The sequence below is a fragment of the Paraburkholderia fungorum genome (genome assembly GCF_046026025.1).
Classification (GTDB): Bacteria; Pseudomonadota; Gammaproteobacteria; order Burkholderiales; family Burkholderiaceae; genus Paraburkholderia; species Paraburkholderia fungorum_E.
Window position 1 is genome coordinate 23,898 of record NZ_JAQQFL010000038.1, and the last position, 13,452, is coordinate 37,349.

Genomic DNA, 13,452 nt, shown 5'->3' on the forward strand with positions numbered 1-13,452 from the left:
GCGAAGCGCATTCAAATACGGATTTAAAGCGGAAACACGCCGATCAACACCGCGGTGAACACCATGAGGATCGTGGCGGCGAACAGAAAGGGAATCGTGAATTTCTGGTGCTCGGCCAGTTCGACACCCGTCAGGCCGACGATCAGAAATGTCGCGGGCGTCAGCGGGCTAACCGGAAAACCGGTCGTCATCTGACCAAGCAAGGCGGCCTGCGCCATCTGCACCGGCGGCACGCCGAGTATCTTCCCGCTCTCGGCCAGCACCGGCAAAATGCCGAAGTAAAACGAATCGGGATCGAACAGCAGGCTCAAAGGCATCGAGACGAGCCCGAGCACGAACGGCATATGGCGCGCATGGTCGACCGGCACGTGCTGCACCACGACCTGCGCCATCGCCGCCAGCATGCCGGTGCCCGACATGATGCCGGTGAACGCGCCCGCCGCGAGCAGGACGCTCGCCATCATCAGCGCGGCTTTGGCATGCGCGTCGATCCGCTCGCGCTGCTGCGCGACGTCCGGATAATTGATGATCAACGCGGCAACCGTGCCGAGCATGAACATCACCATCGGATCGACAATGCCCGATACCAGCGTGACCAGCACTATCAGCGTCAACGCAAGGTTGACCCAGAAGCGGCCTGGGCGGCGCAACGCCAGCTCCTCCGGCGTGAGCTCGCGAGGCGTCACCGCGACCGTCGCCGCATTCGCGCGATCGAGACCGAGGCGCTTTTCTTCGCGTTTGCCGAGCACATACGCAGTGCCGAAAACGAAAATCAGACCCACGATCTGCATCGGAATCATCGGATAGAAAATCGCCGTACCGGGAATATGCAAGGCGGCCGAGGCGCGCAGCATCGGCCCGACCCATGGCAGAAAATTGACACCGGCCGCCATCGACGCCACGCACGCGAGAATCCGCTTGTCGATGCCGAGGCGCGTGTACAGCGGCAGCATCGCCGGTAAGGTGACCAGGAACGTCACCGCGCCGGAACCGTCGAGGTGAATCAGCAAGGCGAGCAGTGCCGAGCCCATCACAATGCGCGTCGGATGGCAGCCGACCACGCGCAATACGCCGTTGATGATCGGATCGAGCATGCCCGCATCCGTCAGGATGCCGAAGAACAGAATGGCGAACACGAACATGCCGGCTACGGGCCCGATGTTCTGCACACCGTGCACGATGTACTTGCCCGTCGAAAGCCCAAAACCGGCGACGAGTGCCGCGCCGATCGGCACGACGATCAGCGCGACCAGCGGTGAGAGGCGCTTCGTGATGATCAGCCCGAATAGCGCGACAATGGCGACCGTGCCGATCAGCGCGAGCATGGTGCGGCCCCTCGCACGCCGTACGCCCACTCAACGGGCCCGACGAAACCGGACCTAAAACCCGACGGCGAGCGTCGTCCTGCGCAATCAAAGCACATGTTGTCTCCATGGCGGCACGCGGCCGCTTTTTGTCGTATCCAGGGGGTTGGTCGAGCGGGCTGATCAAGCGGACTGATCAAGACTGAGCGCGGCGACGCGAAAACATCAGCCGTCCGCGGGCGGCTTGCCAAAGACCTGCTCGGCGTGCTCATTGAGCGCCGGAGGCGTGCTACGGTAACTGGCCGGCGTGCGGCTCAGCTTGATCGGCGACGCAATGCCCCTGTAGGTGCCCATTTCCACCCGCATGCCGCGATGCGCCGTATGCGGATGCTCCAGCGCCGCACCGAGCCCAAGCACCGGCGCACACGGCACGCCACGCCGGATCAACGTGTCGGCGAGCAACTCGCCTTCCCATGACGCAAAGCGTTTCTCGAGTTCGGCGCGCAACTCGCGGCGATGCGCGCTGCGCTCCTTGTTGCTGGCAAAACGCGGATCCTCGACGAGCACCTGCGCATCGATCACGGCGCACAGTCCCGCGAATTGCGAGTTATTGCCCACTGCCAGAAAAATATCGACGCTGCCCGTATGGAACATGTCGTACGGCGTGATGTTGGGATGCGCGTTGCCGCTGCGTTGCGGCTCTTTGCCCGAGTAAAACCAGTTCGGCGTATGCGGATGCAAGATCGACAGCGCGCTGTCGAACAACGTCGATTCGACGAACTGACCACGCCCGCTCGTGTCGCGTTCGCGCAGCGCCATCAGGATGCCGAGCGCGGCGTTCAGCCCGGTGACCAGATCGACGATCGGCACGCCGATGCGCAACGGCGCACCGCCCGCCTCCCCGTTCACGCTCATCAAACCGGTGAGCGCCTGGACCGCCGCGTCGTAACCGGGCAACGCGCCGAGCGGGCCATCCGCGCCGAAACCGGAAACACGGCAATGCACGAGCCGCGGAAAGCGCGCCTGCAACGTGTCATAGCCGAGGCCCCAGCGTTCCAGCGTGCCGATCTTGAAGTTTTCGACGAGCACGTCGGCCGTCTCGAGCAGTGCCAGCAGTTTCTGACGCTCGGACTCCTGCCTCAGATCGAGCGCGACGCCGAGCTTGTTGCGATTCACGCCGACGAAATACGAGGCCGTGTCGCCGTCGAACGGCGGCCCCCAGGTGCGGGTTTCGTCGCCGTCAGGCGGCTCGACCTTGACGACCTCGGCACCGTGGTCAGCGAGGATTTGCGTGCAGTAGGGACCACCCAGCACGCGTGACAAATCGATGATGCGGAGTCCCGCGAGCGAACCGGGCGTGAGATTGAGCAAGGCCTGTCTCCCTGATTGGTCGAGGGCACACCGCGACCGTTAATTCCTGCACATGAATAAAACTTTACGCTCAGGAAATATTGAAGTCAAGCGGGTTACGGGGAAACACCAGGTTCGTGCAATCGGCGGCAAAAGGGCCAGGGCCCATTGTTGCAGCGCGGTCTATTGCCGCAGTTTCGCGTCCACTACGCGCAATGCAGGCAAGTGCGCGATTGGGAAAACTTGATACCTATCAACGATTTGCCGTCTCAAAATCGAAAATTCGCGCGAAACAAGGTGGTTTTTTGACGCACGTCGCGTCGCAGCAAAAAACAACGCGTTCCCCTACTCTTGCGCCATCTGCCCAGCGCAGTGCGCACCGACAACGGTCGACGCGCGTAGTCCGCCTCCGGGCACGACGCACCTAAGCCATTTCACGCTCATGAACTCCGCAATTTCGGCATTCGATCTCGCCCGCATTCAATTTGCGTTCACCGTTTCGTTTCACATTGTTTTTCCGGCGCTCAGCATCGGCCTCGCCAGCTTCATCGCCGTGCTCGAATGGCGCTGGCTGAAAACCGGTAAGGCGTACTACAAAGATCTTTGCCTGTTCTGGTCGAAGATCTTCGCAGTCGCCTTCGGTATGGGTGTTGTGTCCGGCGTCGTGATGAGCTATCAGTTCGGCACCAACTGGTCAGGCTTCTCCAGTTTCGCCGGGCCCATCACCGGGCCGCTGCTGATGTACGAGGTAATGACCGCGTTCTTCCTCGAAGCGGGCTTCCTCGGCATCATGCTGTTCGGCTGGCAGCGTGTGAGTCCGCGCGCCCACTTCGGCGCCACGTTGATGGTAGCGATCGGCACGTTGATCTCGACCTTCTGGATTCTCGCGTCCAATAGCTGGATGCAAACGCCGCAAGGCTTTGAAGTGGTGAACGGCCACGTCGTGCCGCTCGACTGGTTCAAGATCATTTTCAATCCGTCGTTCCCGTACCGGCTCGCGCATATGGCGCTGGCGGCATTCATCGTCGCGGGGCTGGTGGTGGCGGCGGTGGGCGCATGGCATCTGCTGCGTGGCCGGCGTGATCCGGCGGTCAAGAAGATGTTCTCGATGGCGCTCTGGCTGCTCCTGATCCTCACGCCGATCCAGGCAGTCGTCGGCGATCAGCATGGTCTGAACACGCGCAAATATCAGCCCGCCAAAATCGCCGCGATCGAGGGTCTGTGGGAAACCGAGAAAGGCGGCACGCCGCTGAATCTGTTCGGCATTCCCGATATGAAAGCGGAGACCACGCGTTATGCCGTGTCGATTCCGCACCTCGGCAGCCTGATCCTCACGCATAGCTGGGACGGCGAGATTCGCGGCCTGAAGGAATTCCCACCGGAAGACCGGCCGAACTCGACGGTGGTGTTCTGGAGCTTTCGCATCATGGCCGGGCTCGGCGTGCTGATGATCCTGATGTCCCTCGCCGCCTGGGCGCTGCGCCGCCGCGACCGGCTGTTCGAAGCGAAGTGGTTTCAGCGCGTCGCGGTAGCAATGGGTCCGACCGGCTTCATCACCTTGCTGGCGGGTTGGGTCACCACGGAAGCGGGCCGTCAGCCGTGGGTGGTGTACGGCGTGATGCGCACCTCGCAAGCGGTGTCGCCGCTCACCACGCAGCAGGTCGGCATCTCGCTGATGGCGTTCGTGGTCGTCTACTTCCTTGTGTTCGGCACCGGCATCTACTACATGCTCAAGCTGATGCGCGCGGGTCCCGCGCTGCCGGGACACACCCCGCACGGCGTGCCGGAACCCACGCCGAATCAGACCGCGCGCCGCCCGCTGTCCGCCGCCGATCAGATGATCGACGCCGCCTGACCTGATCCGCCAAAGAAAGAGAAAGAAAATGGACGTAACCGTAGCGTGGGCCGCGATCATCGCACTGGGCCTTTTCATGTATGTGGTGCTCGACGGCTTCGATCTGGGTATCGGCATCGTCTTCCCGTTCTTTCCCGATGAGAAAGAACGCGACCTGATGATGAATACCGTTGCGCCCGTGTGGGACGGCAACGAAACCTGGCTGGTGCTGGGTGGCGCCGCGTTGTTCGCGGTGTTTCCGGTGGTCTATTCGACCGTGCTGTCCGCGCTGTATCTGCCGCTGATTTTCATGCTCGTGTGCCTGATTTTCCGCGGCGTGTCGTTCGAGATTCGCGCCAAGGCCAAACGCACGAAACATTTGTGGGACCTGGCGTTCATCGGCGGATCGGCGGGCGCCACGTTCTTTCAGGGCATCGTACTGGGCGCGTTCCTGCAAGGCATCCCGGTGATCGACGGCGGCTATGCGGGCGACGCCTTCGGCTGGCTCACGCCGTTCAGTCTGTTGACCGGACTCGGTCTGGTGATCACCTACGCGCTGCTCGGCTGCTGCTGGCTGGTTGCGAAAACCGAAGGTGATCTGCAACGCCGCCTGCATCGCGTGGTATGGCCGCTGACGCTCGTGCTGCTCGGGTTCATCGCAATGGTCAGTCTGTGGACACCGCTGCAAGATCCGAATATCGCGCAACGCTGGTTCCACGACAACCTGTTCTACCGTCTGCTGCCGGTGCCGTTCCTTGTCGCGGTCTGCGCGTTCTTCATGCGTCGCGCGGTACGCGCGCGGCATCACAACACGCCGTTCGTGCTGGCGCTTCTGCTGGTGCTGCTCGGTTATGCCGGGCTGCTGGTGAGCTTGTGGCCGTATGCGATTCCTTCGAGCATGACCCTCTGGGAGGCCGCCGCGCCGCGCTCGAGCCAGATGTTCACGCTAGTTGGCGCAGCGGTGATTCTGCCGGTCATCATCGCTTATACGACGATGGGATATTGGGTATTTCGAGGCAAGGTGCGTCATGGCGACCAACATCACTATCACTAAGGACGCGGGCGTCAACGCCGCCCGCAACGGGTCTCGCCTGCCCACGCGCCGGCTGCCGGGCTGGCTGTGGTTCGTCGCGCTGTGGTGTTTCGGCGTGGGCTCGGCCATGTCGCTCGGTTTCGCATTCAAGCTTCTGATGAATGCCACGTTATTCGCCGTGAAATGACTCATGTATTCGAATCCCGCATTCGTGTGATTTCATCTGGTGCGCATAACCTGCGGATTCCTGCGTAGACTGCTTCAAAATTGTGTCATGCGGCTCGTCTTCCTACCAAGCCGGAACCTATGCGCGGGAGACCTGCCTTACACAATATGCTGGTGCATCGAACCAGCCGGCGAGCATATAACTAGACTGTCAAATTATGCGGCGGGCCGCGAAGCTCGCCGCGCCATCGATCGGCATATGATCGCGGGGTAGCCGGCCATGACGCCATACGAAAATAGAAGTAAAACGGGAAGCGAAGCCAGAAGCACGGCGGTGGTAGTCCACAACGCGCAGGTCCGACTTGCGGAGACATTATGAAGTTTCTTGTGGCCGACGACCATGAACTGATCCGGCAAGGCGTCAAAGGTCTGTTGCGCGGCCTCGACCCCGACGCGCAATTCGACGAGGCCGATAGCTGGGAAACACTCGCGGCCGCCGCGCGGCCCGACGCCGACCACGACCTCGCCATTGTCGATCTGCATATGCCGGGCATGAGCGGCGCTTCGTCGCTCGAAGTGCTGTTGAAGGCGAACCCCGCGTTGCCGGTCGTCGTGCTCTCCGCTGAAGAATCGCCCGACGAAATGCGCGCGGTGCTGGCCGCCGGCGCGCTGGGTTTCGTACCCAAGCGGCAACCTGCCAGCGTCATGCTCAAGGCGATCGAACTGGTTCTGTCAGGCGGCGCCTATGTGCCGATGGAAGCGCTCAGCCTGCTGGGCTCGCGCGAGACGCAAGCCGCGCCCGCACATGCTGAGGCGGCGGCCGAACTGGCCGCTCATGCCTCGTCTCAAGGCGGCGCCGCGCTCACTGAACCGATCGTCCAGATCCCGGCGCTGCAGCCGCACCAGCAACATTTGCTGGAAAACCTGTCGCCCAGACAGCAAGACATCATGCGGCTCGTGCATCGCGGCTGGACCAACAAGATGATCGCGCGCGAGCTGGGTGTCGCGGAAGGCACCGTCAAGGTTCATCTTTCGGTGATCTTCCGGGCGCTCGGCGTGCACAACCGCTCCACGGCGATCGCCGTGATCAACGGCTGGCTCGAAGCCGGGAAAACCCTGTAACGACGGATCCGCGGGCGGCGCTCATGCCGCCGGTTGTTGCGCCCGTTGCAGCGCCCTCTGTAGCGCCCTTTAAGCCGCCCGTCCTTTATCCAGTTCGGCCTGTTGCCACAACATCTCGAGGGTGCGCCGCAAGCGGGCCGGCGTGACCGGTTTGTGCAGCACCGGAATTCCCTGCAAGGCCAGCGCCGCCAGTTCCGCCGACGCCATATCGCCCGTGATCAGCAAGGTCACCACGCCTTCGTGTCCGGCCCGCGCGAGCACATTGCGCACGGCCGACAACGCTTGCGCGCCGGTCCGGTGATTGGCCAACTGGTAGTCGCATAACACGGCATCCGGCACGAAGCCGTCTTCCAGCGCGACGAGCGCGTCGACCTCGTCGTGCGCGCCACGCACGATGCAGCCCCAGCGTCCCAGCAGACTGGCGAGTCCCTCGAGAATCGACGGTTCGTCGTCGATGCAGAGTACGCGCCGCCCCTGGGCCGACAGGCCGCCCGCCACCGTCTCGTTCAGGCTCGCGACAATCCCACTGGCGTCGCCCGGCCGCACGGGAAAGCGGAACGTCGACCCGCGGCCCGGCGCCGAGCGGAATTGCAACTCGCCGCCCAGCATCTCGACCAGACGCTTCACCGTCGGCAAGCCTAAACCGTGGCCCTGGCGCGCGTCGCGCTGGGGGTTGGCGACCTGATAGAACTCTTCGAAAATTCGCTCATGCTCCGCGGCCGGAATGCCGATGCCGGAATCGCGCACCTCGATATAGCCGCCCGAAGCTCGCCCGGCGCGGCGGTAGCCGACCCAGATCGCGCCCTCCTCGGTATAGCGCACCGCGTTCGAGAGCAGATTGCTCAGCACACGCTCGACCAGCACCGGATCGTCATGCACGACCGCCGAGGCCGGCGCGATCCGCAACGCGAGGCCCTTGGCCGCCGCTTGCGGGCGGTACTGGCTGCCGACACGCTCGAACAATTCCGACAACCGGAAATGCAAGCGGATCACCTGGGTCACACCGCTTTCGAGCCTGGCGAGATCGAGCACCTGGTTGAACAACTGGTTCAACGCTTCGACGTTATGAACAATGTGCTGGGCCGTCTTCGCGTGCTGCACGGGCGTCGCCGCCGCGTCGTTGAGCGAAGCCGCCAGCAGTCCGATCGCATGCAGCGGCTGGCGCAAATCGTGGCTCGCGGCGGCAAAAAAACGCGTTTTGGCAAGACTCGCCTCTTCGGCGACACGCTTTTGCGCCGCCAGCGACTCGGCCAGGTATTGCTGATCGACGCGCGCCTGCACGACCTGGTGGAACAGCTTGCGATAGCTCAGCGCATAGACGTTGATCGCGCAGAAGAAGAACGCGAGGACGATCGCGAGAATCGTGCGGTCGAACGTATGCGTGCCGAAATGCAGCACGATCGACGGCAGCAGCAGAAACGGAATCGAGGTCGAAAAGTTGAGCAGGTCGAAGCCGTTCGACATGAACACGCCGGCGGCCAGCGTGACGAGCATCACCGTGTGCAGCAGCGGCAGGTCGGTTTGCGGGCTCTGGAACGCGAACCACACCGCCAGCCCCGGCCCGCTATACAGCAGCACGCCGCGCACCGCATGCAGGTTGATCCAGCCGCGCGGCGTGACCAGTTGCGGGTAGCGACGATTGCAGATCCACAACGCGAGGCCTGCGCAATTGGCCAGCGCGTAGAACCCGAAGCACGCGATGAACAGCCGCGGCGACGGAATATTCGGCCAGTAGATCGCCACCAGCACCGCGATCGAGAACCAGTGCGAAAAGAAGGCGATGGGATCTTGCGCGTATAGCACGCGCACCAGGTCTTCGTCGATTGCACGCTGGATGGGTGCGGCCCGCATCATGCGGTCTCCTGTCAGGTATTGCGGTACTCGAGCGCGCCGCTACGGTGATCCGGTGCAACCCACGGCTTTCAGAAGGCAAACAGACAACCCGATAAACGGGCAAGGACAGGCGGAAATACGGATGGTTTACCCGATAGTTTACCCATCAGCTAACACTTAATCCATATAGGCGAAGCCCGCGCCGGAAACCATACTGACGTCACTTTCAAGCGCGGTTTAACAGTTTCAGCCCCCTTCCCCGCCTGTAGTCAAGGCTCCCGCGCTCCTGGTCTTTCCCCTTATGGAGGTTTTCATGGGCGCAGTTCCGAGCCACGCGTTCGTCCGCAATCTCGACGATGCGATCCTGCCCGACTTGTGGCGCCGGCGTACCCAGTTGTCCGGCGACGAAATGGTGTCGATGGTCGATCTGGTCAAGCGGGCGCTGCGCACTTATCACCCGCTTGAATTGCAGGCGCTCGGTGAGGACAAGGAAGAACTGGTCGCGCAGTTCATCTACGCGAAAGTGCTGCGCCTCGCACCCGGCCATACGGACACCAATGCCTGCGCCGACAGCGCGCCGTCCAACGGCTACGCACTGTGCGCGTATTTTCGCCGGTACCTGATCGACTGCCTGCGCAGCGCCGGCCATCAACGCAATGTGTCGATGGAAAACGAAGGCATGGCGCAGGAAATCGATCTGCACGCGCAGGCGCTGGAAGACCCGGTCGAAAGCGTATTGCTGCAATACGGTCTTAATGAACAAGGCGTGCGGCTTGCCGCGCGCGCGTTTATCGACAGCCTCGACGAACCGGAGCGCATCGTACTGGCCGGCAGCCTCGGCTGGTGCTCGGAAGGCAAAGGCGGTCTGTCGGCAGTCGCGGCTCAGCATCGGGTGCCCTCCTATCACTATCGCGCCGTCAAACTTGGCGTCACCATGAAAAAGACGGCCGGCGCCGCCGAATTTTCCAATACCAAGATCGGCCGCTGGCTGACCGACGAACTCGGCATCGAGATCGACATCGACAATCGCGCGGTGATTCTGCTCGCGTTGAACCTGCTCGCCGCCGAATCGAGCGACAGCGAAATGAATGAAGTAGCCGCCTAATAGCGACTTCACAGAGCGCCTTCACAGGCCGACGTGGGGCGACGGCGGCTTTCTTCTTCCTTGCAGAAATCGGACTGGCTCCATGCACGCGCCCCGTACGATGCGCCTTTTTTTGACATCGCGCATCGCCTGGGATAAAAAAGCGGCAGCCGCACACCGTCTTCCTTCCGAAGTCCGGGTTCCCTACCCGGCATCCCCTTCCTGACGAGGTGGTCCTGATGAACCGCTTATCGAGCGCCCTGACAGCAATGCAGTCGCATTACGATGTTGTGGTGGTGGGTTCGGGGTATGGCGGTGCGATCGCCGCAAGCCGTATGGCGCGCGCCGGTCGCAGCGTGTGCGTGCTGGAACGCGGTCGCGAATTCATGGCCGGCGACTACCCCCGCACGCCGATCGAAGGCGCCGCGCAGATTCAGTACAACACCGCCCTCGCGCAAATCGGCTCGCCGCTCGCGCTGCTCGAAGTCCATGTGAATCAAGAAGTGAATGCGGTGGTGGGCTGCGGACTGGGCGGCACGTCGCTGATCAACGCGAACGTCGCGCTCAAAGCCGACCCGCGTCTATGGGACGACGAACGCTGGCCCGAGGCGCTGCGCGCCGATGCGGCAGGACGCGACAGAGGCTACGAACTCGCCCACGCCATGCTCCAGCCGTCGGCGGTGTCCGGCGATTTTTTGCAGTTGCCGAAACTGCTGGCGCTCAAACAATCCGCGCAGGCGCTCGGCATGGCAGATCGCTTTTACCCACCCGAGGTCACGGTGACCTTCGAGGACCGGGTGAACGCGGCGGGTGTAGAGCAGAAGGCCTGCGTCGGTTGCGGCGATTGCAACTCAGGCTGCAATTACGACGCGAAGAATTCCACGCACATGAACTATCTGCCTGATGCCGTCGCGCACGGCGCCCATATTTTCACGGGCGCGGCAGTGCATTCGGTGGGTCGCGACGCAGCCACGCAAAAGTGGCTCGTGCGGTTTCAGGAGGTCAAGCTGGGCCGCGAGAGTTATGACGCGCCCGATCTGTTCGTCAGCGCCGATATCGTCATCGTGTCGGCCGGTACGATCGGCTCGACTGCCCTGCTGCTGCGCTCGCGCGAGGCGGGGCTTACCGTTTCGGACATGCTCGGCCAACACTTAACCGGTAACGGCGACGTCCTCGCCTTCGCCTACAACACCGATAAGGTCATCAACGGCATCGGCTGGGGGGCGCACAAGCCAGGCGAGATCCCGGCGGTCGGCCCGACCATTACCGGCATCATCGACCACCGCGATACCCCCGACGTGAAAGACGGCTTCGTGATCGAAGAGGGCTCGCTCGCCGGTGCGGTCGGCGCCGCGATGACCGCCCTGCTCGGCGGCGCCGCGCCGCTCGAAGGCGTCGACATTCCTGCGCCGCGCGCCGCCGGGGAACCGCTCGGCTACGACGCGCGCGTGATCGAGAGCTTCCTGCGCGGCCCCTACCACGGCGCCCTCAACCACACGCAAACCTACCTGGTGATGGCGCATGACGACGAAAGCGGCCAGATCCGCGTGGACGACAGGGGCAGGCCGCGCATCGACTGGCCGAACGCCGGCAAGCAGCCGATCTTCCAGACCGTCGAAGCAACGCTCAAGAAAGCGCAGACGCCGCTCGGCGGCAAATACGTGCGCAACCCGATCTCGACCGACCTGCTCGATAACCGCACCGTCACCGTGCATCCGCTCGGCGGCTGCGGCATGGGTGAGGACGCCGAGCGCGGCGTGGTCGACCATCAGGGCCGGGTTTTCAGCAGCACGGCCGGACATACGGTGCACGACGGCCTGTACGTGATGGATGGCGCGGTCATGCCGATGTCGCTCGGCGTCAATCCGTTGCTGACGATTTCCGCGCTGGCAGAACGCAATTGCGCGCTGCTCGCCACCGCGCGAGGCTGGAACATCGACTACCAGGCCGTGGGCACGGCCACTGCACCAGCGCCTCAACAGATCGGCCTGCACTTCACCGAAACGATGGTCGGCACCTATACGCCGGCCGGGGTGGGCGAAGCCGCCACCAGTCCGATTGAATTCACGTTAACAGTCGAATCGGACAATCTGGCCGATATGCTGAGCAATCCACAGCATCTGGCCCACACCACCGGCACGCTGACTTGTCCCGCGCTCAGTGCGCAACCCATGACGATCACCGACGGCACCTTCAACCTGTTCGTGGTCAATGAATCGGATGTGGACGAGCGCAACATGAATTACCGCATGACGCTCAATTCCACTGAAGGCAAGACGTACACCCTGAGCGGACAGAAGATCATCACGCGAACGTCGCCAATCAATCTATGGGAACAGACCAACACGCTCTACGCCGAAATTCGCGACCCGGCGCAAGCAGACGCGCCGGTCATCGGCAAAGCGACGCTGATCATCACGCCCGAGAATTTCCTCAAGCAGCAGCGCACGCTTGAAGTCACCAACGCACCCGATCTGGAAACGCGCCTTGAATGGACCCTGAAGTTCGGCAAGTTTTTTGCGGGCGTGCTGTTCACCGAATACGGCGGCGTGGCCGCGCCTTTGCAGTTTTATGATCCAAAAGCGCCGCCGCGCCAGAAGCGCGCGCTGCGCGCACCCGTGCCGCAAATGGTCTTCTTCGACACGCCCGACGGGACTACCCTGCGACTCACGCGCTACGCCGGGCCGCCCAACGCACCCCTGCGCCCCGTGCTGCTGATTCACGGCTCGGGCGTGTCGAGCCGGATCTTTTCCACCGATCTGACCGGGACCAATCTGGTGGAATATCTCTGTGCGGCCGGCTACGACGTGTGGCTCGTCGACCTGCGCGTCAGCATCGAAATGCCGAGCGTGCTGGTGCCGACCAACGTCGACAAGGTCGCTCGCGAGGACATCCCGGCGGCGGTCTCCAAAGTGCGGGCCTTGACCGGCCTGCCGGACATTCAGGTGCTCGGCCACTGCATGGGCGGCATGGCATTGACGATGTCGCTGCTGGCCGGCCTCGAGGGCGTGCGCTCGGCGGTCATCTCGCAGGTCTCGGCGCATCCGGTGCCAGGCACGCTGGAAAAGATCAAGTGCGGCCTGCATATCCCCGACATCATGGGGCATCTCGGCGTGCTCGACCTGACCGCCTTTACGGAACACCGGTCGTGGCCTCAGAATCTGCTCGACGAAGCGTTGCGGCTCTACCCGCTCAACCACCAACAGGGCTGCGGCAGCCCGATCTGTCACCGGGCGACCTTCCTCTACGGCCTGCTCTACGAACATCAGCAATTGAACGAGACGCTTCACGCGAACCTTCAGGAATTGTTCGGCGTGCATGATATCGAAGTGTTCAGGCATCTGGCCGCGATGGTGCGAGCGGGCAAGGTTGTCGATGCGGGCGGCAAAGACGTGTACCTGACAGGGACGGACGGCATGCGAGGTCTGCAAGGCATGCGATTGCCGATCGGCTTCATCCACGGCGAAAAAAACGAAACCTATCTGCCGGTGAGTACCGAGCTCACCTACGACATGCTGGTCAGGCACTTTCCCGAGCAGCCGTATGAACGGCATCTGATTCCCGGCTACGGGCATGTCGACTGTATCTTCGGCAAGAACGCGGCGGTGGATGTCTATCCGGTGATTGCGCGGTATCTGAACGCGCATTGACGAGGGGCGAGCGCCCAGTCGCCAAAGGATCGGAGAATCTGGCGGCTGCGTGCACGGGGTTGCACTCCGCGCCCTGT

9 protein-coding genes are annotated in these 13,452 nt (G+C 62.8%); 6 read left to right on the plus strand and 3 right to left on the minus strand.

The features are described 5' to 3' along the window. Positions 1 to 23: 23 nt before the first annotated feature. Positions 24 to 1,325, minus strand: coding sequence for a CitMHS family transporter (locus PQR67_RS31490; protein WP_408466714.1), 1,302 nt, complete (start codon positions 1,323 to 1,325; stop codon positions 24 to 26). 204 nt (positions 1,326 to 1,529) lie between these two features. After that, positions 1,530 to 2,675: a CaiB/BaiF CoA transferase family protein gene (locus PQR67_RS31495; protein ID WP_408466715.1), complete on the minus strand. Its 1,146-nt coding sequence runs from the start codon at positions 2,673 to 2,675 to the stop codon at positions 1,530 to 1,532. A 421-nt stretch (positions 2,676 to 3,096) separates the two neighbouring features. Between PQR67_RS31495 and PQR67_RS31500 the strand changes: the two genes are divergently transcribed. The 4 genes from PQR67_RS31500 (at position 3,097) to PQR67_RS31515 (ending at position 6,808) form a co-directional block, all read left to right on the plus strand. Then, positions 3,097 to 4,509 (plus strand): cytochrome ubiquinol oxidase subunit I, encoded by a 1,413-nt coding sequence (locus tag PQR67_RS31500; protein WP_408466716.1) that lies wholly within the window; start codon positions 3,097 to 3,099, stop codon positions 4,507 to 4,509. A gap of 28 nt (positions 4,510 to 4,537) precedes the next feature. Then, complete coding sequence (cydB, locus tag PQR67_RS31505; protein ID WP_408466717.1) at positions 4,538 to 5,542, plus strand: cytochrome d ubiquinol oxidase subunit II; 1,005 nt, start codon at positions 4,538 to 4,540, stop codon at positions 5,540 to 5,542. Beyond that, positions 5,517 to 5,708, plus strand: a complete 192-nt coding sequence (locus PQR67_RS31510) for a hypothetical protein (protein WP_408466718.1) — start codon at positions 5,517 to 5,519, stop codon at positions 5,706 to 5,708. The genes cydB and PQR67_RS31510 overlap by 26 nt, the downstream gene beginning before the upstream one ends. Before the next feature lie 353 nt (positions 5,709 to 6,061). Next, positions 6,062 to 6,808: a response regulator transcription factor gene (locus PQR67_RS31515; RefSeq protein ID WP_408466719.1), complete on the plus strand. Its 747-nt coding sequence runs from the start codon at positions 6,062 to 6,064 to the stop codon at positions 6,806 to 6,808. Between the two features lie 69 nt (positions 6,809 to 6,877). Here PQR67_RS31515 and PQR67_RS31520 read toward each other — a convergent pair whose 3' ends face one another. Further along, positions 6,878 to 8,659 (minus strand): ATP-binding response regulator, encoded by a 1,782-nt coding sequence (locus PQR67_RS31520; protein WP_408466769.1) that lies wholly within the window; start codon positions 8,657 to 8,659, stop codon positions 6,878 to 6,880. 295 nt (positions 8,660 to 8,954) lie between these two features. On the opposite strand from PQR67_RS31520, the gene PQR67_RS31525 reads away from it, so the two are divergent. Beyond that, positions 8,955 to 9,746 carry a hypothetical protein gene (locus tag PQR67_RS31525; RefSeq protein ID WP_408466720.1) on the plus strand — a complete coding sequence of 264 codons (792 nt, stop codon included), beginning with the start codon at positions 8,955 to 8,957 and terminating at the stop codon, positions 9,744 to 9,746. Between the two features lie 218 nt (positions 9,747 to 9,964). After that, a complete protein-coding gene (locus tag PQR67_RS31530) occupies positions 9,965 to 13,375 on the plus strand; it encodes an alpha/beta fold hydrolase (RefSeq protein ID WP_408466721.1) in 3,411 nt (1,136 codons plus the stop codon). Positions 13,376 to 13,452: the final 77 nt, after the last annotated feature.

Excerpts from the sequence above, each read along its gene's own strand:
- PQR67_RS31490 (WP_408466714.1), bottom strand. The coding sequence starts at position 1,325 with ATGCTCGCGCTGATCGGCACGGTCGCCATTGTCGCGCTATTCGGGCTG.
- PQR67_RS31500 (WP_408466716.1), top strand. The coding sequence starts at position 3,097 with ATGAACTCCGCAATTTCGGCATTCGATCTCGCCCGCATTCAATTTGCG.
- cydB (WP_408466717.1), top strand. The coding sequence starts at position 4,538 with ATGGACGTAACCGTAGCGTGGGCCGCGATCATCGCACTGGGCCTTTTC.
- PQR67_RS31510 (WP_408466718.1), top strand. The coding sequence starts at position 5,517 with ATGGCGACCAACATCACTATCACTAAGGACGCGGGCGTCAACGCCGCC.
- PQR67_RS31515 (WP_408466719.1), top strand. The coding sequence starts at position 6,062 with ATGAAGTTTCTTGTGGCCGACGACCATGAACTGATCCGGCAAGGCGTC.
- PQR67_RS31520 (WP_408466769.1), bottom strand. The coding sequence starts at position 8,659 with ATGCGGGCCGCACCCATCCAGCGTGCAATCGACGAAGACCTGGTGCGC.
- PQR67_RS31525 (WP_408466720.1), top strand. The coding sequence starts at position 8,955 with ATGGGCGCAGTTCCGAGCCACGCGTTCGTCCGCAATCTCGACGATGCG.
- PQR67_RS31530 (WP_408466721.1), top strand. The coding sequence starts at position 9,965 with ATGAACCGCTTATCGAGCGCCCTGACAGCAATGCAGTCGCATTACGAT.